Annotated in this window: 13 protein-coding genes; 8 read left to right on the top strand and 5 right to left on the bottom strand. The window is 55.5% G+C overall.

Going from position 1 to position 21,074, the window contains the following annotated elements; all coding sequences use genetic code 11:
- Nucleotides 1–18: 18 nt before the first annotated feature.
- Nucleotides 19–1,485, bottom strand: coding sequence for an aspartate ammonia-lyase (locus tag L1F30_RS16385; protein WP_253357907.1), 1,467 nt, complete (start codon nt 1,483–1,485; stop codon nt 19–21).
- 512 nt (nt 1,486–1,997) lie between these two features.
- Here L1F30_RS16385 and L1F30_RS16380 point away from each other — a divergent pair.
- The 7 genes from L1F30_RS16380 (at nt 1,998) to L1F30_RS16350 (ending at nt 11,526) form a co-directional block, all read left to right on the top strand.
- On the top strand, nt 1,998–4,871 hold the full coding sequence (locus tag L1F30_RS16380) for a TonB-dependent receptor domain-containing protein (protein ID WP_253357906.1): 2,874 nt from the start codon (nt 1,998–2,000) through the stop codon (nt 4,869–4,871).
- Nucleotides 4,872–4,959: 88 nt separating this feature from the next.
- A complete protein-coding gene (yfcC, locus tag L1F30_RS16375; protein ID WP_253357905.1) occupies nt 4,960–6,408 on the top strand; it encodes a putative basic amino acid antiporter YfcC in 1,449 nt (482 codons plus the stop codon).
- Between the two features lie 26 nt (nt 6,409–6,434).
- Nucleotides 6,435–7,598 (top strand): beta-aspartyl-peptidase, encoded by a 1,164-nt coding sequence (gene iadA / locus L1F30_RS16370; protein ID WP_253357904.1) that lies wholly within the window; start codon nt 6,435–6,437, stop codon nt 7,596–7,598.
- Complete coding sequence (locus L1F30_RS16365; RefSeq protein ID WP_253357903.1) at nt 7,595–8,524, top strand: GlxA family transcriptional regulator; 930 nt, start codon at nt 7,595–7,597, stop codon at nt 8,522–8,524. Before iadA ends, L1F30_RS16365 begins: the two co-directional genes overlap by 4 nt.
- Nucleotides 8,517–9,767, top strand: a complete 1,251-nt coding sequence (locus L1F30_RS16360) for a cyanophycinase (protein WP_253357902.1) — start codon at nt 8,517–8,519, stop codon at nt 9,765–9,767. The genes L1F30_RS16365 and L1F30_RS16360 overlap by 8 nt, the downstream gene beginning before the upstream one ends.
- A complete protein-coding gene (locus L1F30_RS16355) occupies nt 9,767–10,738 on the top strand; it encodes an arginine N-succinyltransferase (protein WP_253357901.1) in 972 nt (323 codons plus the stop codon). Before L1F30_RS16360 ends, L1F30_RS16355 begins: the two co-directional genes overlap by 1 nt.
- A complete protein-coding gene (locus L1F30_RS16350) occupies nt 10,735–11,526 on the top strand; it encodes an arginine N-succinyltransferase (RefSeq protein WP_253357900.1) in 792 nt (263 codons plus the stop codon). The genes L1F30_RS16355 and L1F30_RS16350 overlap by 4 nt, the downstream gene beginning before the upstream one ends.
- A gap of 42 nt (nt 11,527–11,568) precedes the next feature.
- Here the strand turns inward: L1F30_RS16350 and L1F30_RS16345 are convergent, their stop codons facing one another.
- Both L1F30_RS16345 and L1F30_RS16340 read right to left on the bottom strand, forming a co-directional pair.
- The gene (locus L1F30_RS16345) at nt 11,569–14,565 is read right to left on the bottom strand and encodes an EAL domain-containing protein (protein WP_253357899.1); all 2,997 of its coding nucleotides are present in this window, start codon (nt 14,563–14,565) and stop codon (nt 11,569–11,571) included.
- A gap of 68 nt (nt 14,566–14,633) precedes the next feature.
- Nucleotides 14,634–18,437, bottom strand: coding sequence for an EAL domain-containing protein (locus L1F30_RS16340; RefSeq protein ID WP_253357898.1), 3,804 nt, complete (start codon nt 18,435–18,437; stop codon nt 14,634–14,636).
- Between the two features lie 126 nt (nt 18,438–18,563).
- Between L1F30_RS16340 and L1F30_RS16335 the strand changes: the two genes are divergently transcribed.
- Nucleotides 18,564–19,028, top strand: a complete 465-nt coding sequence (locus tag L1F30_RS16335) for a GNAT family N-acetyltransferase (RefSeq protein WP_253357897.1) — start codon at nt 18,564–18,566, stop codon at nt 19,026–19,028.
- Here L1F30_RS16335 and mmsB read toward each other — a convergent pair.
- A complete protein-coding gene (gene mmsB, locus L1F30_RS16330) occupies nt 19,025–19,930 on the bottom strand; it encodes a 3-hydroxyisobutyrate dehydrogenase (protein WP_253357896.1) in 906 nt (301 codons plus the stop codon). The genes L1F30_RS16335 and mmsB overlap by 4 nt on opposite strands.
- A 19-nt stretch (nt 19,931–19,949) precedes the next feature.
- Entirely contained in the window at nt 19,950–21,062 is a 1,113-nt protein-coding gene (locus L1F30_RS16325; protein ID WP_253357895.1) for an enoyl-CoA hydratase/isomerase family protein, read from the bottom strand.
- Nucleotides 21,063–21,074: the final 12 nt, after the last annotated feature.

Here is a 21,074-nt window from a genome sequence, read left to right as displayed (position 1 = left end):
AAAATAAAGCGTCATTGCTTACACGTTTGTGCCATCGCGGCGGCTGATAATCGCCTGCAGGTCTTGTTCGGTGACCAGTGCCTGGCGGCGCACCAGCTCAATAAAGTTCACCCCTTCCTGCTCAGCCTGCAGGATAAGCCGGCTGGTGGTTACGTAGCCCAGCACCTGGTTAAAGCGGGTGGCCAATGCGTGCGAACGGTGCAGGTTAGTGGTGCACTGGGTGCCATTGACGTGCAAATTCTCTACACATTTCGTGCGCAGTAGCTCACAGCCGGTACGCAGCCGTTCAAGGCTTGTGAACAGGCATTCAGCCATCACTGGCTCAAAGGCATTCAGTTGCAGCTGGCCATGCTCAGCGGCCTGGCACAGGGTGGCATCGCGCCCACACACATCGAAAGCAATCTGGTTGATCAGCTCGGGGATAACCGGGTTTACCTTGCCGGGCATAATTGAAGAGCCGGGCTGTTGTTTGGGCAGCGAGAGTTCGGCAAGGCCCGCCTGGGGGCCAGAGCTCAGCAGCCGCAGGTCGCTCGCGATTTTCGAAAGGCTAACGGCCAAGCGCTTGAGTGTGCTGGAAAAATCCACCAGATCCCCGGTATCCCAGCTGGCCTGATACAAGTCTGCCGCGCGTCTAAGCGGCAGTTGGGTAATGGCACACAGGTTTTTCAGGCTGAGCTCACGAAATTCAGCGCTGCTGTTGATGCATGAGCCCACGGCTGTGCCGCCCAGGTTCAGGGTAAGCAGGGCTGTACGCGTGCTGTCGATGCGCTGCATGCACTGTTGCAGGCTCTGGGCAAACGCGCGTAATTCATCGGCCGCGGCCATGGGTACGGCATCTTGCAGCTGTGTGCGCGCCACTTTATCAACGTCTTTGTACAGCTCTGCACGGGCAGTAAATGCCTTTGCAAGCTGGCTGCAGGCGGCAAGTAAAGGCTGTGCGGTTTGGTAAAGCGCGATGCGCAGCGCGCTTGGGTAGACATCGTTGGTGGATTGGCCTGCGTTCACCTGATCGTTCGGGTTGAGCAGGTCGTAGCGGCCTTTGGGTTTGCCCAAAATTTCCAATGCGCGATTGGTAATGACTTCGTTGGCATTCATGTTGGTGGAGGTGCCGGCACCGCCTTGTACAAGGCTCACGGGAAAGTGCTGGTGCCAGTGGCCCGCCATGAGTTCGTTGCACGCCTGCACGATGGCAGCTTGGCTAGCCTCGGGCAAAAGCCCCAGTGTGCCGTTGGCTTCAGCGCAGGCGCGTTTGATGGCGGCCAGCGCCACAATCAATTGCGGGTAGTCGCTCAGGGGGCGAGAGATATCAGAAAAGTTTTCCAGCGCACGCAGGGTTTGGATGCCGTAGTAGTGGGTGTCTTCCAGAGTGCGGCTGCCAAGGGAATCTTGCTCCGTGCGCGTTCTGGCGGCCGTATTTGCCGACGGCATCATTGCGGCTGTTGGGTGAGCTGGAAGGTCTGCGCAAATGTCTGGTTGGGTGTGCATGGCTGCCTCTGTGTTGGGGTGGTGCCGGTATGGTGCGCAGTGTGGGTTTGGCGCACGCACTTGTCACCGCAGATGGCGCATGGCTGCACGTATGTGGTGCGTGTACATACGTGGAAGATTGCGCGTACACAATCGCGACAAAGATGTATAAAACGGCACCTGGATCAGTGCGTTATTTACCTGCCAAAAGCTTGCTAGGTGGTTGTTTTTAAAGTTTTTTCTATAGCTTTTCAGCCTGTGTATATGGCGCTCGCACGCGTTTGCAGGGGCGCGGAATATACCGTACAAAGAAGCCATGTTTATCGCAGGTGTCATCCTATGCGTGTCTCTCTTCTGAAACCGCCCGAGCACTCGGCAAGCTCTCGCACACGCTTTGTTGCGCGCTATTGCCTGAGTGAGTGGTTCGACGAGTAAGCATTCCCTCTGCGCCCGTTTCGCGGGCGACTTTTTCCTGCGCCCTCAGCACTGGCAAGGGCTGTCACACCTAAAAATCTAACAATAGCGAGACTACTATGGCTACAAAATCACTTTTGTCCTTATCTATCCGTGCCGCGCTCGGTTTTACCGGTGCTGCTGTACTGGCCGTACCCGCACTGGCGCAAACTGAATCCAATCGCCCCGTTGAGGAAGTGATTGTGACTGGCACCAACATTAAAGGCTTGGACCTTGAAGGCGCGGTGCAGGCTGTACAGATTAATCGCGACGAAATTCTCGCCAGTGGCGCCAACACGGTAAGCGATTTGTTTGATGAGGTGGCGCTCACAGGTGGTGGCACCGGTACCTTTACCACTGAAGGTTCTGGCCCGCAGTCTGGCCAAAGCCCGGTGGGTGCTGCAGGTATATCCCTGCGCGGCCTGGGTACCAGCTCAACGCTTACGTTGATTAATGGTCGCCGCGTAAGCGTCAGCTCCTTTGCCAAGGGCAACGAATCTTTTGTAGATGTAAACAGCATTCCGTTGGCCGCCATTGAGCGGGTAGAAATTTTGCCTAGCGGTGCCTCTGCGCTTTACGGTGCCGATGCAGTGGCCGGTGTTGTGAACTTTATATTGCGCGATGATTTTGACGGCTTTGAAGTGGATGTTAACTACGGTGATTCAACCGCCAACACAGACGACGGCCGCTTTAACCTGAATGCCGTGTGGGGCCACACCACAGATAGCAGCAACACACTGGTGGTGGTGGATTACTACAAGCGCAATGCCACCTATGAGCGTGACCGCGAAGAAACCGCGATGTCTAAGCGCCCAAGCCTTGATGGCATTCACCCGTCGTTTAACGATTTCTACTGGATGGACACCAACTACGGCAGCACGGGCGACGTCATCGAAACTGCCTGCGAAACACCGGCCACAGGTGTTTACGGTGATTACTGCGCACTTAACAGCAATGGCTACTACAGCATGGAAGGCGAGCTGGAAGCGCTGGGCGTAACGGCCAAATTCGATTATGACATCAGCGACACCCTCACCTGGTTTAACGAGGCCATGGTGCAAGACAACCACTCAGCCGGTGTGTCTTCGCCCAAATCTTTCCGCTTGCCCGTGAGTGCATTTCACCCGGGTTGGGATACCCACCCAGAGCTTGCACAAGACATCATTGATTCAGCCGACAGCGGCGGCTTTGGCTCTTTCCCAACCGATACCGTGGCCGATGTGATTTTATCAGCCGGCGATGATTTCATGACGGCGTTTGGTTCCTTCCCCGATGCCCGCGCGGTAGAAGTGGATACCCAAAGCTTCCGTTTGGTAACGGGCCTGCGTGGTGAAATTAACGATTGGAGCTGGGAGACGGCGCTCGCCTACGGCAACAGCCAGTCAACGCAGAATGCCACCGACGGTTTTTACGTACGTGAGCTGGTAACCAATGCATTGCTGGGCAACCTGTGTACCGATGGAAGCCTGGCAGATCAATACGCAGTGGATATCGCCAACCGCGATTACACCTACACCGGCAACAGCAGCTGTGAAGGCATGGGCAAAACCACCTTGTGGTACAACCCCTTTGACGGCCAAACCGAACAAATGGCGGGCATTGATGGCCTGCGCACCACCGCCAAGCGCGAGGGTGAATCTGAACTCTTGAGCTGGGATGCCAAGGCTTCGGGTGTATTGTTCACTCTGCCTGCCGGTGATGTAAGTGCGGCCTTTGGTGTGGAATATCGTGAGGAATCGGCCGAAGATACGCCGTCACTGATTGCCATGGCCACCAACGAAAACGATGACCCGGTGATGGGTTTCTCTGCAACCGATGTAGCCTACGATCGCTCAATGTATGCAGCCTACGGTGAATTTTTTGTGCCGCTTGCTGAAAACTTCGAGCTGCAATTGGCCGCCCGCTACGACGACTACGATGATTTTGGCTCCAGCACCAATCCCAAAGTGGGCTTGCGTTACCAGCCCATGGAGGAAATCATTCTGCGCGCAAACTGGTCTACTTCTTTCCGCGCGCCAAGCCTTGCGCAGGCAGGCCAGGGTACCCAGCTGACAAGCTTCACCGCCTACTGTGATGAAAACCCGGATTTTTCTAACACGCCTCAAGGGGATTTGTGTGATGGTCAAAACAAGACGCCAAGCCTGAACACTGAAACCGTGGCCAATGCCAAGCTTAAGCCTGAAACCGCTGAAAGCTGGTCTGCCGGTGTTTTGTTACGCCCTACGGCCGATACCGAAATCAATATCGATTACTGGAACATCCAGTACGAAGATTTGGTGAAGCTTGATGAAGAAGACTACCTGCGCCAAACCCTGGCGGGTAACACCGACGGCCAGGTGCTGCTGAGCGATAATCTGGCAGATTTGGCAACCGGCACTCCCGGCTTGTTGCTTGACCCTGCCACCGGTGAACTGCTGGATGCACACTTCCAGCTAAGCAATGCCGGTTACCAGAAAACCGACGGTGTAGACGTTGCCATTACCCAGTACTTTGATGGCGATTTCGGCAGCATCACCCTGACCTTGGATGGCACTTACCTGGCCAACTTTGAAGAAGAGCTGTCGCCCTCCAGTGGTGTTGAGCAATGGGCTGGTGAATTCCGCTACCCGCGCTTTAAAGGTACCGCTGCTGTGAGCTGGCGCCAGGATGGCTGGCGTGCCCGTTTGTCGGCTAACTATGTTCATAGCTACAGCGATGACCTGCGTTACCTGCGCACCGAAACGTTGGAAAAGTACGGCCTTGAGAAAACCGATGAGGTGAAAATCCCGTCGCGCACCTTGCTCAACGGCAGTGTGAGCTACGTGTTTGCCAACGATTCCATGTTGCAGCTGAGCGTGCGCAACCTGCTTGATACCGATGCGCCCGATGTATTCGGCTCAAGCTCTAACGTGGATTACAGCAACCACTCGGTAATGGGACGTTTTGCAACCTTGCGTTACAACTACGTCTTTTAATCCGGCCCACCCCGAGCCGCCATGGCTCGGGGTGGCTCCCCTATACTGACGATGATCAACAATAATTTTTCATGAGAATGCCCAGCTAATGACGCACCCAAGCACCCAGCCAACCCGCATGCCCGATACCTGGATCATTCTAGGGTTGGTGGCACTGCTGGCCTACGGCCTTACCTGGTGGGTGCCGGCCGGCCAGTTCACCCTCGGTGATGCAGGCCTGGACCCGGATACCTTTGTGCAAGCAGCCCACGCCCAAGGTTTGCCAGTGTTTGCCGAAGGCGGCGCCATGGGCCTGCTCAACCTGCCCTTTGAAGGCTTGGTGGCGGGCGATAAATGGGGCTCGGCCATCGGTGTGTTTGCGTTCATTCTCATCACCGGCGGCGCCTTTGGTGTGATCTTTGCCACCGGCGCAGTTGAACAGGGCCTACGCCGTGTAATTGCCAGCCAAACCGCCGGCAGCGATTGGTTGCTGCCTGTGTTGTTTTTGCTGTTCTCTGCCGGTGGCGCCGTGTTTGGCATGGGCGAAGAGGCTATTCCCTTTACCCTGATGCTGGCACCGCTCATGGTGCGAATGGGTTATGACAGCATTTGCGCGCTGCTGGTCACTTATGTGGCCACCCAGGTGGGCTTTGCCACCAGTTGGATGAACCCTTTCGGGGTGGCCATTGCCCAGGGCATTGCCGGCGTGCCGTTGATGTCTGGCATGGGCCTGCGTATTGGCACCTGGTGTGTGTTTACCTTGCTCGGTTGTATTTGGGTGGCCTGGTATGGCCGGCGTATCCGGTTGCAACCGGCGCGCTCGCTGGCTCACCGCTCAGACGATGCCTTCCGCAATCAATCGGCTCAGCTGGTTTCCGAACGCTTCGAGCGGGGCCATGGGCTGGTGTTGCTCGCGCTGCTTGCGGGCGTGGCATGGGTGATTTATGGCGTAACCCAGCGCGATTACTACCTGCCGGAAATTGCCACCCAGTTCTTTACCCTGGGGCTTGTGGCGGCGGTAATAGGCTGTGTGTTGAAGCTTTCAAACATGACGCCCAACAGCGCCGTGGCCGCCTTCCGTGAAGGTGCCGCGCAGCTGTTGCCGGCGGCCATGATTGTGGCCTTGGCCAAGGGCATTGTGCTGGTGTTGGGTGGCGACGCGCCAGATCAACCCAGTGTACTGAACACCGTGCTTTTTAACGCAAGCCAAGTGGTGGGGCACCTGCCCGATTGGCTGGCGGCTTGGGGCATGTATGTGTTTCAAAGTGTATTTAATTTTTTTGTAACTTCGGGCTCGGGCCAGGCTGCACTCACTATGCCGCTGATGGCGCCCCTGTCTGATTTGGTGGGTGTGTCGCGCCAAACCGCCGTGCTGGCGTTTCAGCTGGGCGACGGCCTCACCAATATATTGATTCCCACCTCCGCGGCACTCATGGGGTGCCTGGGTGCTGCCCGCCTGGATTGGCTGGTGTGGGTAAAATTTGTGTGGCGCTATTTTGTTGTCATGTTCTGTCTTTCAAGTACGCTGGTCATTGCGGCCAGCATGACAGGCTATTAGCGCAAGCGCGGCCTAAAGGAAAACTGATGTTAACGCTGATTAAAAATGCTCGGGTATTTGCCCCACAAGATTGCGGCCAGCTGGATCTGCTGGTGGCCGGTTCGCAGATTCTCGCCATGGAGCCGAACCTGGCGCCCGCGGGCCTGCCCGTGGAAACCGTAGATGCCGGTGGCCAATGGCTAATTCCGGGCCTGGTAGACTCGCTCGTACACATTACCGGTGGTGGCGGTGAAGGAGGCTATGCCACCCGCACACCGGAGCTGAACGCCGAAGATGCCGTGCGCGCCGGGGTAACCACACTGGTGGGGGTACTGGGTACCGATGCCACCTGCCGCAGCCTCGGCGAATTGTTCGGCAAAACCCAGGCGCTGCGTGCCCAAGGGCTGAACTGCTATATGCACAGCGGCAGCTACCAGCTGCCGGTGAAAACCCTTACCGGTGATCTCCGTCAAGACATCATGCTGATAGATCCGGTGCTGGGCGTGGGTGAAGTGGCCATTGCCGATCACCGCGGCTCGCAACCCAGCTGGCAAGAATTGGCGCGGCTGGCCTCGGATGCCCGCGTGGCCGGCATGTTGTCGGGCAAGTCGGGTGTTGTGAGTATTCACGTGGGTGAAGACGAAACCGCGCTGCAATTACTGCACGATGTTGTGGATAACACCGCCATCCCCATCAACCAGTTTTACCCCACCCACATAGGCCGCAGTGATGCGCTCATTGAAAAGGGTGTGGCCTACGCCAAGCGCGGCGGCTACCTGGATTTCACCACCAGCACCACCGAGGCAATTCTGGCCATGGGCGAGCGCCGCGCAGCCGATGCCCTAATGTACGCCCTTGAGCTGGGTGCACCCCTTGCGCAGATGACTCTTTCCTCTGACGCCCAGGGCTCGCTGCCGCACTTTAATGCGGCAGGCCGGCTGGATGGGCTGGAAGTGGCGGCCATTGGCAGCTTGTGGGATGAAGTGCGTTCACTGTTTGCACGCCTGCCCGCTGAAAAAGCACTGGCGGTGGCCACCCTTAACCCCGCGCGGGTGTTAGGCCTTGGCCAGGCGGGGCGGGTGAAGGCGGGCATGGCCGCCACCTTTAATCTTGTGGATGCCGAAACCCACGCAGTGCGCTCGGTAATGAGCAATGGCAAGTGGTTAATGCGGGAGCAGGAGCTCACCTTTCGCAGGCTGTTTGCCGAATGACACAGCGGCCCATCCACGTACTTGTTTACCAGCTGCCGCGGGCCTCACGGCTTAGCAGCACGCTGGTGGCACAAGTGATGGAAGAGGCCAACCGCAGTGCCGAACAGCCTTTGTTTCAATACCAACTGAGCGATCAGCCGGCGGCACTCGATGCTTTTCAGGGTGCGCATATTATTTTATGTGGCGATAACCAATGGCCGCATCAATCGCTATTGGCCGGGGATTTATCCGCCGCGCTCGTTGAGAAATCCGCCCATTGCCGCCTGTTGGCACTGGGCAGTGGTGTGGCGCTTCTGGCTGACAGCGGTTTGCTCGACGGCCAGCGCGCGGCGACCCCATGGCAAATGCTCGATGGCCTGCGCGCCCGCTACCCGCGGGTGCAATTCAGCAGCCATCTGTTTGAGTGGAGCGAGCGCTGCGTTACCTGCGCTGGTGAATTGGCCAGCGTGCATCTGATGTTGCATTGGTTGCGCAAGGTGCAGGGCGTTGGCCTGGCAAGCGAAGTGGCCGATCGATTGCAATGTGAGCGCATACGCAGTGGCGATGATCGCCAAAAGGTGCCATTGCAAACCCACCTTGGCGCGCAAGATCCAAAACTCTTGGAAGGCGTGGCGTTGATGGAAGCCAACATTGAAGAGCCCTTGGCCACCAGCGAAATTGCCGATTACCTATCCATTTCGCGCCGCCAGCTTGAGCGCTTATTCAAAAAATATCTGCAGGAAGTTCCCTCGCGCTACTACCTGAACCTGCGCCTGGATGCTGCCAAGCGCCTGTTGTTGGAAAGCAATTTGTCCATTGTGGAAATCAGCGGGCGCTGTGGTTTTTCTTCCGGCCCGCATTTCAGTACGGCCTACCGCCAGCGATTCAATCTTACCCCGCGCGAAGAGCGCAGCCAGTTTATGAACCGGAGTGATACACATGAATAAATGGCTTGTGGCCCTGTTGGGTTTTGGGCTTTCAGTGCAAGCAGCCGCAGGCGGCAAACTGTTGGTTGTGGGTGGTGCCTTAACCAGCAGCAACGAAGCCGTATATCGCGCACTTATCGACGATGCCAAAGGCGCGCCCATTGCCATTGTGCCCGTGGCCTCGGGCCGGCCAATGCACTATGCCAACCAATTTAAACGCGATTTATTGCATTACGGCGTAGATGAAAGCGCCATTCACCTGGTGCCTTTGGCCGTGGTTGATGACTCCTCAACCGCGGTTGATGAATCTGCCTGGGCCGGCAATGCGCACAATCAAAAGCTTGTGGCCTCGTTAAAAAACGTGCGCCACTACTGGTTTGTAGGTGGTGACCAAACGCGCATTACCCAAACCCTGTTAACTGAACAAGGCAAAGATACGCCGCTGCTGGCACACATCAGGGCGCAGTTGGCCGCCGGTGGTGTGGTGGGCGGTACCAGTGCCGGTGCCGCCATGATGAGTGCACAAATGATTGCCGCCGGCGACAGCGTTTCGGCGTTAATTGCACCTGCCAGCCAAGACTACCCGGGCATGGAGGCGCAAGAGCAAGGTGCCCTGCACATTCGAAAGGGCCTGGGCTTTTGGCCTGGGGTGTTGGTAGATCAGCATTTCGATCGCAAGGCGCGCCTGGGCCGCCTGGCTGCGGCAATGTGTGAAGTACCCAAGGTGTTGGGCGTGGGTATCGATGAAGACACGGGCGCCTGGGTGGATCTTTCAACAAATACCTTTACTGCAATCGGGCGCGGCAACGTGACTGTGCTTAATGCCGCCGATGCCCGCTGCAATTGGGTGCAAGGCCAGCGCGACATTCGCGATTTGGAGCTGAGCCTGCTTAGCCGTGGCGACAGCTATACACTTACTTCTAATAAGCTCACGCCTGCACCGGGCAAGCACGCCACGCGCGGCAATGAGGCCTTTGGCGGTGCAGTCGTTGTGGGTGGTGGTATGGCGGTAGGTAATCAGCGTTTGGATGAACTGCTGGGGTTTGAATTGTTAGATAACGCAGATAGCGATAGGGTAGAGCGCTGGACACACGTTAAAACCGCAAGCGGTGTAAAAACCTTGCGCTATGTGTTTGGCGAGCAAAAAAGCAGCCAGGGTTACTGGGCCTATCTAGACGGTACCAAAGATATGTACACCATTGGCAGTGCGACATTTTCCATATTGCCCGGTGCCGTGCACTTGGCCAAAGAGGTGCGGCCATAATGTTCGTGCGGCCATGTGTACAGAGCGATTTGGCAGCGGTTGAGCGCCTGGCGTTCGACAGCCCCGTGGGCCTGACCTCGCTTCCGGAAGATAGCGGGCGCTTGGCCGAGCGATTGGCGCGTAGCGAGCAATCTTTTGCCAAAAATGTAAGTACACCTGGCGACGAAGAGTACCTGTTTGCGCTAATCGACGAGGCCAGCGGCGAGCTTGTGGGGATCAGCGGTTTGGTGGCCAAATCCGGCGTACGCGACCCCTATTTTAATTTTCGGCGCGAGCGCTATTTGGCCTACTCACAAACCACGGGCGAGTCGAACAGGCTAGCGCGGTTGCTACTGGTTACCGATAATCAAGACAAAACCGTGCTGAGTGCATTCTTTATTCACGCCCAATACCGCAACCGTGCCAATATCGAATTGCTATCGCGCGCGCGCATTCTATTCATGGCCAGTTTTCCCGAGCGTTTTTGCGAAGAGGTAATTGTTGAGTTTGTGGGCGTGACAAACCATAAAGCCGAATCGCCTTTTTGGAACGCCGTTGGGCGCGCGTTTTTCAATATGGAATACGACCAGGCCGAGCACTACTGTGGCACCTTAAGCAAAGCCTTTATCGGCGAGCTGGCGCCGCCTTACCCCATTTATGAGGCACTGCTTAACGACGATGCCCGCAGTGTGATTGGCAAGGCCGCACCGGAAGACGCCGATGTGATTGCCGTTGCCAAAACAGAAGGCTTTGTACAGAGCCCCCACGTAGACATCTTTGATGCCGGCCCCTGCTTTACCTGCCGGCGCGACTACCTCTACAGTTTGCGCAACAGCCAGGTGCTGGCGGCTGCGAACAATGAAAACTTGCCCGCAGGTTGGTTTGCGCCGCTGGCTGTACAAAATTTTATGTGCGTGGCCAGTGCCGAACGCCACCTGCTCGGTACAGAGCATCAAGCATTGCGATATGTCGGTGAGGTGCCTGCGCCATGAAACACGAAAATAACCAGCCTTTGGCCGTGCGCCCGGTTGCCGCAGAAGACCTGGCGGCTATTAAACAGTTAATGGTAAGTGGCACACCGGTAATAGGCCGCTATGTGCTGCGCGAATGGGCGGCTGAGCAGCAGGTTGCCGAGGCGATACTTTCACATCAATACGCTGAAGGTGAGTCTGCGGGCAACATCATTTTAGTGGCCGAGCATGCAGGCAAGCTCGCGGGCTTTGTTGAATTGCAAAGCCTGGCAGGCTACCAGTTCTGCGCCTTGAGCTTTAGCATTGGCCACATTTTGCATCGCTCCGATAGCCTCTCTGTGTGCCATGCGCAAAAGCTACTGACCCTGGATCAATCGCTGCTGGGGCAGGGCTGCATCTCACTTTGCGTGATTGATACAGCAGTTGAAACCGAGCAGGCAGCCGTTCAGGCCAGCCTGCTTGATGCTGCCTTGCGCTTTGTAGAGCAGTCGTGCGCACTGTTTCCGGAAGGCATCTATGTTGCAGTGCCCGGTAAGCCCGAATTTTGGGCGGGTATTGGTGAGCGCTTAACGGGCATTGGCGAGCTGTCAGTCAGCCATAGCCATGCAGAGCTGCTGCCGCAGTCGCCTTTGTATGAAAGTTTTATCAAGGCGCCATTGTGCGCTGTTCTGCCCGAGACGCCAGTGCCCGCGGAAAAAGCATCGGCACACACTGCGCTGGCAAGCTGGCTTACAGCCCAGGGCTTCAGCTGGCAAAAAAAGCTCTACCCCATTGATGGCGGATTAATCTACCAGTGGGCCAAGCACTGATCTAGCGAGGGGTTGTGCGCCGCCCAAGGCGCTGCCTGCACGCTATATATCGTCGCCTTTGGTGAGCCAATACTCCACAGCCTTTGGATCTAACGGGCGGGAAAATAAATAGCCTTGGCCTGAGCGGCAGCCCTTTTCACGCAGGAATGCCTGTTGCTCGCGGGTTTCAATGCCCTCTGCAAGTATCTCAAGGCCCAAGCTTTCGCCAAGCGCAATGATCGATTGGGCGATGGCCATGTCGTTGGCGTTATTGGGGATGTCGCGCACAAAAGCGCGATCAATTTTCAGGCGATGAATTGGCAGTTTTTGCAGGTAGGCCAGCGATGAATAGCCGGTGCCGAAATCATCTACCGCAATGGTAATGGCCAGTTCACGCAAGCTGTGCATCACCTCCACGGCTTTATCGACATCCTGCATCATAAAGTTTTCGGTAATTTCGGCTTCCAGGCAGTCACCGCACAATCCATAGCTTTGCAATGCGTGGGTGAAGTTCTGGAGCAATCCGCCACTGGCAAGTTCTGCACCAGACACATTCACCGCAACACGGGGCACGGTAAAGCCATTGTTGCGCCATTGCTTGATTTGTCTGCACGCCTCAAGCGTTACCCATTCGCCAAGCTTTGAAATCAAGCTGGATTCCTCTGCCAGGGGCACAAACAGGTCCGGTGCAATCATCCCTTTTACCGGGTGCGACCAACGCACCAGCGCTTCCAGCCCGATCAAGGTTTCATGCTGTAAATCAAACTGCGGCTGATACTGCAGGGTCAGCTCGTTGTGTTGAATAGCGCGGTGTAACTCAGATTCCATTTCCGCTTTGCGCTGTGCCTGCTGGGTAAGCTGCTGCGTGTAGAAGCTGTAGCTGTCTCGGCCCCTGTTTTTAACCTGGTACATGGCGGTATCTGCATTGCGTAAAAGCTCTGCAGGTGTGCGTCCATCTTCAGGGAATGCACTGATGCCTATACTGGTGGTGGTAAAGAATTCCTTGCCCTGTAAGTTGAAGGGCAGCCTGATGGCGTGCAGTATTTTATCGGCCACATGGGCGGCTGCTTGTGCAGTAGTTAGCTGCTCCAACATGACGACAAATTCATCACCGCCAAGCCTTGCCACTGTATCTTCTGCGCGCACGGCGCTTTTTAACCGCTTGGCGACCTGTTTTAGTAAATCATCACCCACTACGTGGCCAAGGCTGTCGTTAATATTTTTAAACCTGTCTACATCGAGAAATAGCAGCGCCAGATGACTTTTATTGCGGCCAGCATGAATGATTGCGCGGCTTAAGCGTGCTTGCAGCATAAGCCGGTTTGGTAGCCCCGTGAGCGCATCGTGATGGGCCATGTGGTCCAGCTTTTCTTCTGAGCGCTTAAGTACCGAGATATCTGAAAATACTGCAACAAAATGGCTGATTTGCCGGTTGTCGTCATAAACTGCATTAATGTTGAGCCATTCGGGAATAATCTGGCCGTCTTTGCGACGGTTCCATACTTCACCTCTCCAGCTCCCTTCACTGAGTAGGGCGCGCCAAATGGTCCGGTAAAAGGCTGGTGCCTGCCGGCCTGAATTTAACAGCCTTACATGGCGGCCGATTACCTCTTCGCGGCTAAAGCCGGTTACATCAATAAAGCCCTGGTTCACTTCAATAATATGGCCGCGCGGCGTAGCAATGATCACGCCTTCTGCGGTATTTTCGAATACGGTGGCGGCAAGCTTTAAGCGCTCATCAAGAATCTTGCGCTCGGTAATGTCTTCGTGGGTGCCAACCGCGCGCAATGCGCGGCCTGTGGCATCGCGCTCCACTACCTGCCCGCGCGCGCGGATCCATTGCCAATCGCCCGCGGCATTTCGCGCACGAAAATCCACATCCAGCCGATCAGTTTCACCTTTCAGCAGCGCTTGATACGCGAGTGCACGGCGTTGTCTATCGTCTGGGTGAACTTTTTGGTTCCACACCTCAGGTGACTGTGGCGGTACTTCCGCATCGTAGCCCAGCATGTCAAACAACCGGCTATTGGCGGACCATAAGTGCTCGGTAATGCTCCAGTCCCACACGCCTTCCTTGGCGGCATCGAGCGCAAGCTTTAGTTGCTGCTCTGCGCGCTTGCGCGCCTGCTGTTGCTCATGCTGCTCGGTGATATTGCGCACAATCACGATCATTTGATCGGTGCCGGGCAAATCCCGCAGGCGGCCTTCAAAACGTGCAATACCATTGGGTAACGGCAGGTCGTATTCATAACACACAAGCTTGCCGGTAGCGCGCTGCTCAGCCATACGTTTAATAAAAAAGTCGCCTACCTCTTCGGGCAACACATCTTGCATACGCTTGCCTAAAAAGTATGACGGCGGCGCGTACAGCTCGGTTTCGTTTTGTGAGCGGTAGTCCAGTATGGTGCCGTCGCTTGCCAGGCGAAAAAATAGATCGGGCAGCGATTGAAATATGGTTTCCAATTCATTCTCAGCCAGCCGATCTTGTTCGCTGGTTTGGAACTCCTCGGGAACTTCATGTATGACGCCCAGCAAATGGCCGTGGCCTTGAAGGCCCACCGGCAGCAAGCTGAGTATTACCCTGTGGGTGCCAGATTGAGTTGCAAGCTCAACACTGTGTAGGTTGGGTGTGTTGTCTGTCAGGGTTTGAGCATGCCATTGCTGTAACTGTGCTATTTGTGTGGCGGGCAATATCGCTGAAAAATGTTGGCCAATCAGCTGCTGGGGTGTTTTGCCAAATAGTGCAGCAAAGTGATTGCTTGCTGTCACCAGTGTGCCTGTAGCGTCGCAGCTGTAAAACACCTTGCTGGTGGATGCCTGTGCAAGCAATTGGGCTGCAGATTGTGTTAGCAGATTTTCTGCATATAGCTGGCCTAAGGTGCACTCTGCGAGGTTTGGGTGCGATACCAGAATGCTTAATAGATGCAAAGGCTCAAGGTGCAAGCTATCGCCAGATTTGAAATCCAGCTCAATGCGCCCCGTGCGCTGCTCAACAATGTACCGGCACGCGGCAGCAAGCTTTGTGCTCGGTGTAATTTCAGGTGGCAGCGGGCAATCCATGAACGCAGTCCCTTTTTTACTCTGGCGGCTGTCACTCAATGTAATTGCAGCCAATTAAAACCGGTGGGCTACTGCTTTAGCAGCGCGGAGCGCACCATGCGATCGGCATCTTGATGCGATAGAGGTTTGGAAAACAAATAACCTTGGCCCAGATCACAGCCCAGGGCGACTACAGTTTCGAGTTGGGCGTGGGTCTCTATGCCTTCGGCAACAGAGGTCATGCCCAGGGTGTTGGCCAGTGTGACAATGGTGCCGACAATGGCGCGGTTTTCTTTCTTGATCTCAATCTCATCAACAAAGCAGCGGTCAACTTTCAGTACGTCTAACGGAAAACGATGCAGGTAGCTCAATGACGAGTAGCCTGTGCCGAAGTCATCCATAGCCAGGGTAACACCTAAGTCTTTTAGTGCCCGTAACAGCTTTTGCGCGGTGATTACGTTTTCCATCAGCGCGCTTTCTGTGATTTCAAGTTTCAACAGGCTTGGGTCTAGGGCAGATATTTCCAGAATGTTGGCGATGCGTTCCACCAGGTCGTTGCGGGAGAAATGTTTACTTGAAAGGTTTACACTAATGGTGAAGCGCTTGCCATTTTGTTGCCAAAGCGCCGCCTGCAGGCAGGCCTTCTTGCACATGGCCATGTCTAGCTCTGTAATCAGCCCGCTTTCTTCTGCCAGCGGTATAAAGTCGCCGGGGTGTATCATGCCCTGGTTTGGGTGTTGCCAGCGTGCGAGCGCTTCAAAGCCATCAATGCTGCGGTCAGAGAGGCGAATAATAGGCTGGTAGTGCACGTCTATTTCGCCAGCGCGTATGGCATTGCGCAGCTCGGTTTCGAGCTTGAGTGTATTCATGGCCTTGGCGTGCATACTTTTATCAAATACGGAATACTGACGCTTGCCAAGCATCTTGGCCTGGTACATGGCGGCATCGGCATCACGTAGCATGTCGTCGGCGGCGTGATACTTCAGCCCGCTGTAGGCAATGCCGATGCTGGTGGAGGTAAATACCTCGTTATCCATGATGATAAAAGGCCGGGTTAAATCATCACAAATGCGTTTGGCAACCTGTTCGGCCATGGTAAGGCCTTGTATGTCGTCGAGCAGTACACAAAACTCATCGCCTCCTAGGCGCGCCACCGTATCTTGTGGGCGCACCAATTTGCACAGACGCTGCGATACCTTTTGTAATAATTTGTCCCCCGCCAGGTGACCCAGGCTGTCGTTAATCACTTTAAATCTGTCTAAATCCAAAAACAGCACCGCATAGCGAAAGCTTGTCTCGCGCCCGCCCTTGGCGATCAACTGGTTAAGCCTGTCCATAAACAGCATACGATTGGGTAGCTGGGTGAGGGCATCGTGAAAGGCATCGTGCTCCAGTTGCTTTTCGATTTGGCGGCGCTTATCAATTTGCCGCTCCAGTGACAGGTTGGCTTCGCGCAACTCCAGGGTGCGCTGCTCTACGCGGTGCTCAAGTTGGGCGCGGGCGCGCTTGCGATCTAGTGCGGTGGCTACGTGGTGCGACACATAGGTTAGAATTTCTTCTTCGTTAATGCTGAGTACGAAGGCTGTGTCGTAGGTTTGCACAACCAAGGCGCCCAGAGTTTCCTGCTCTAGAATCAAGGGTACGCCCAGCCAGGATACCGGTACTTTACCTTGTATCTTAATGGCGGTTTGAATGTCTTTGCTGTTTTCAGGGGTCAGTAAGAGGGATTTACCCGTTCTAATGACGTGCTCGGTTAAGTGATTGCCCATGGGCCTGGGTGCGGGCTGTTGGGTTTCGATATCAATGTAGTAAGGGAAGGTCAGTGTTTCGTCCTGATCGGGATCGAGCAGGGCAATAAAAAAATATTTTGCATACATCAGTTTGCCAATGGCCTGATGGATTTGCCCGTAAAATGTGGGCATGTCTTGGGCTGTGTTGGTAAGGTCTGCAATGCGAAAAAGGGCTGTTTGCAAATTTTCTGCGCGCTCGCGTACAGAGATTTCCTGGTAGAGCTTTTGATTGGTTTTCTCAAGCTCCAGGGTGCGCTGCTCTACACGGTTTTCAAGTTCTTCGCGGTAGGCCTTACGATGTAATGCCGTGCTGATGTGAGACGCCACAAACTGCAACAGCTCAAATTCCATCCACCCAAAGCGATGGGCCTCATCGTAAGTTTGTACCACAATTACGCCAGCTACCTGGTTGTCTTTGCGCAGCGGCACACCCATCCAATCAACCGGGTCTATGCCTACCCGGCCAATTTCCCCTGCATCTTCCAAGCGTCTGCGTGTGGCGTCGTCTGCCAGCAGCGGCATGCCTGTGCGTATCACATAGGCGGTCATGGTTTGGCGTATCAACTCAAAGGGCATGTGGGGTACCGGGTCTGATTCGCTAGACTCGGTAAAATCCTTAAGCTCTTGGGTTTCGTCTACGTAATAAGGGAAGTAGAGCTTGCCATTGGCGTTGTCGTATTCGGCAATGAAAAAGTGATCTGCATGGATGAAGTTGCCCACCAAGCGGTGTACCTCGGCATAGAAGTCGCTGAGGTCATCAATGCGGTGGGTTAGCTCATCAATGGTGAACAGGGTTTTTTGCAGCTCTTCTGCACGTTTTCGTTCTTCTATTTCGCTTTCGAGCCTGGTGTTTGTTTGTGAAAGCTCCCAGGTACGCTGCTCTACCCGGGCTTCAAGGGTGATGTTGGCCAGCAGCAGGGCGTCTGAATCTTGCTGCCGTTTAAGCATTTCCGCCAGTTGATCGGCCACGAAGCTCAACAACTCAAGATCGCGTTCGTTAAATACAATGTCGGCCTCATAACTTTGCGCTGCAATCACGCCGAAGGCCTGGCCACCTACCAATATGGGGGCCCCTATCCAGCTTTCTGCCTGGGTGCCTTCCGGGTCTAGTTCACCTAAGGCAATCAGTTGTTGCAGTTCACCCTTTTGAATCAACCGCGGAGTTTCTGCGTGCAGAATAAATTCCGTAACCCCATGGCCCAGTTTGCGGGGCCCGGTGCTGATATCGATGGTGTCTGAGAAGTAGGGGAACTCCAGGCCATCGCCCTGTTCATTCAAGAGTGCGACGTAGAAGTTTTTGGCGTAAAAGAGCTTGCGCAGTATGGCGTGCAGCTTGGGGAAAATACTTTTTACATCGTCTTCGCCGTGTGCCAGTTGGGCTACCTTGTAGAGCGCCGATTGCAGGCGTTTATCTGCCTCGCGCTCGCGCAGGGTTTGTTCAAGCTCCAGGTTTTTTTGTTGCAGGCTGCGCGTGCGTTCGCTGACTTCAAATTCCAGTAGCTCGCGCTGTTCAAAACGATCAAAGGCGGTGGCGATGTGCTCTGCAAGAAATGACAGCATGTCGCGGTCGGCCAGGGAAAACAGTGCGTCTTCTTTATAGCTTTGCACGACTATTGCGCCCTGCTGGCCGCCGGTGCGCCGGATGGGCACGCCAATCAGGCACTTGGGCTTGGTGCCCACCAAGGCCAAGCCCTCTTTTGTTAGCAGCTGTTCGAATTCGGCCTCGGTTTGCAGAAATACCGTGGCATCTTTGCGCATGAGATAGGCCGTGAGGCTGCTATTCATTTCTTCTATGGGGATTTCGCCAATGTCATCGCTGGTGGATGGGTCTTGGGTGTCTACATAGTAGGGAAAGCTGATGGTGTTGCGGTCTTTGTGCTCCAGGGCAATGTAGAAATTGCGGGCATACATGAACTGATGGATGATGGCGTGGCTACTGGCAAACAGGTGTTGCAGGCTGCCTGCCTTGAAGGCGAGGTCTGCAATGTCCAGCAGCGCCTGCTGCGTGCGGCTGGCAGATTCCAACTCGCACAGGCGAGCCTCCAGCTGTTCGATCCGCTGGGCGTCCGTCAAGCTGTGTGATGATGCTGGCGTTGCCGTCATGAGTCAGTCATTTGTGATTTCCCTTGAGTATAGGCCATGGGCGCGCAGCTGCCCGTTGTGAGTTTTTATAGCCTATTGCGCAAAATATGCGTATAAATTTAGCTTTTGGTTATATTGGAGGGGCAGGTGCGCGCGTTGGATATTCGAGTAAATGAATCTGCAGACTTTCCCGCCTTTGCGGCATTGAATCGCGCCTGGATTGAAGCCTATTTTGAGGTGGAGCCCTCAGATGCCAAGGTGCTAGATCGCCCGGCAGTAATAGTAGAGCAGGGGGGCTTTATTTTAACGCTGGCTGTTGAAGGAAACGTGCAAGGCTGTTGTGCACTGCTGAAAAACGGTGCCCAGAGTTTTGAACTGGCCAAAATGGCGGTGGCGCCAAAGGCACAGGGCCAAGGCCTGAGCCACCGGCTAATGGAGGCTGCCATTGGCCTTGCCACACGCCAGGGCGCAGCCCACATTGACCTGCTAACCAGCTCGAAGTTAACCACCGCACTGGCACTGTATGAAAAATACAATTTTGTGCGCCAGCAAGGGTGTCGCCACGCCGACTATGCCCGTTGCGATGTGATCATGAAGCGGCTGCTGGCTTAGCGCTGATACAGCTGCTGGATTGAAGAAAAATCCAGCCCGCCGTTATTTTGCTCGCCACCGCCCTTGTGCAGGCTGAACAAATTGCGCGCAGCCGCCCCCATGGGCACGGAAGACTGGCTGGCCTGGGCCGATTGCATGGCAAGCCCCAAGTCTTTCAGCATTAAGTCCACCATAAAGCCGCCCGTGTAGCCGCGGCTGGCGGCTGAATTTTCCTGCACGCCCGGGTAGGGGTTGTACTTCTCAAGGCTCCAGTTGCAGCCAGAACTTTTGAGCATGATCTCGCTCAGCACTTTCGGGTCTAGCCCGTTGTTTACACCCAGTTGCAGCGCCTCGGCAGTGCCGGCCATGTGAATCGCCAGCAGCATGTTGTTGCACACTTTGGCTACCTGGCCTGCGCCGTGATCACCTGCGCGAAAGATGTTGGCACCCATGGCCGCCAGTACCGGGCGCGCGGCTTCAACATCTGCCTCTGTGCCGCCGCACATGAATGCCAGTGTGCCCGCGGCCGCCGCCGCCACGCCACCGGAGACAGGCGCGTCAATTACGCGCATGCCCTTTTCAGTGCCCACTTTCGCCATGCGGCGCGAGTTTTCCGGTGCAACGGTTGAGCAATCAATCACCAGCGTGCCTTTGGGCATAACATCAAACAGGGCGTCTTGATCGATGTACACGCTTTCAACAATGGCGCCATTGGGCAGCATAGAGACCACCGCATCGCATTCGCGCACGGCCTCAGTGGCGCTGGTAAATACCCGGCAGCCATCGGCTTGGGCTTTATCCAGATGGGCTTGCATTAAATCGAAGGCGCGCACGCGAAAGCCTTTTTGGGCGAGGTTGGCAGCCATGCCGCCGCCCATGTTACCCAGGCCAATGAATGCGACATCCGTTATTTTTGTGCTCATAGTTTGCTCCGTAAAACTGCTAGAGGTCGGCCAGTGGGTGGGGTTGATCGGGCGCAAAGGGCGCCTCAAAAAAGGCCTTGATGTGATCTGCCTCTACCTCGGCGAAGGTGGCTGGCACCCACTGGGGCTTGCGGTCTTTATCAATCAGCAATGCGCGCACGCCCTCTTTAAAATGGCCTAAGCGCGCACTGTTTACCGCCATGATTAATTCCATGCGAAACACCTCGGCCAAACTCAAGCCGGCTGCGCGTTGCAATTGTTGCTGCACCAGAAAGGGCGTTACCGGGCAGCCGCGGGCGAGTGTTTTTGCGGCCCGCGTAAGCCATTCATCCTCGCCCTGGTAGCCGGTAATGGCTTCGATGATGGAGAGCAGCTTGTCCCCTTTGCACACGGTATCTATGTGGGCTTGATGCGGTTCCACCTGAGCTTTGGGCTTTTGTTCGCTGAATTGGTTGCAAAAGCTCAGCAGGTGTTGGAACACATCGTCTTTGGCCCAGCTTTTTGCTGCGCTTAAATGGTTTAACAGTGCGAATTTTTCGCCCTGTGGTACAAAGCCGTCGGCAAAGCCCAGGTAGAGGGCATCGGTTGCGTTAAACTGGGCGCCGGTGAGCCCCAAAAAGAGCCCGGCCTGGCCCGGCGTGCGGCTTAGGAAATAGCTGCCGCCCACATCGGGAAATAAGCCGATGGTAATTTCCGGCATGGCCATGCGCGTGGTTTCAGTGACCAGCCGCACAGGTGCGCCGCACAGCAGGCCCATGCCACCACCCATCACAATGCCGCTGCCCCACACAATCAAGGGCTTGGTATAAACGTGCAGGTAGTGATCCAGCCGATACTCGCGCTCGAAAAATGTTTGCGCGCTGTTATCGGGCAGGGCCTCTCCGTAAGCGGCAGAGCCCGCGTGCAGGGCCACCACATCGCCACCGGCGCAAAAGGCTTTCTCGCCCGCGCCCTCAAGCCACACGGCAACCACGGTGCCGTCGTGTTCCCACGCCTTCAATTGCGCATGCAGCGCATCAATCATGGCAAGGTTAAGGGCGTTTAGGGATTTTTCAGCATTCAGCCGCGCCACGCCAATGCGCTTGCCGCAGGCGGTAGGCAGGTATTCAAAAATTACGGGTTGATCGCTCACAGCTGCTCCTCG

The organism is Simiduia sp. 21SJ11W-1 (assembly GCF_024138675.1).
GTDB lineage: Bacteria > Pseudomonadota > Gammaproteobacteria > Pseudomonadales > Cellvibrionaceae > Simiduia.
The sequence above is the reverse complement of the archived record's forward strand: the minus strand, read 5'-3'. Positions and strand labels throughout refer to the sequence as shown.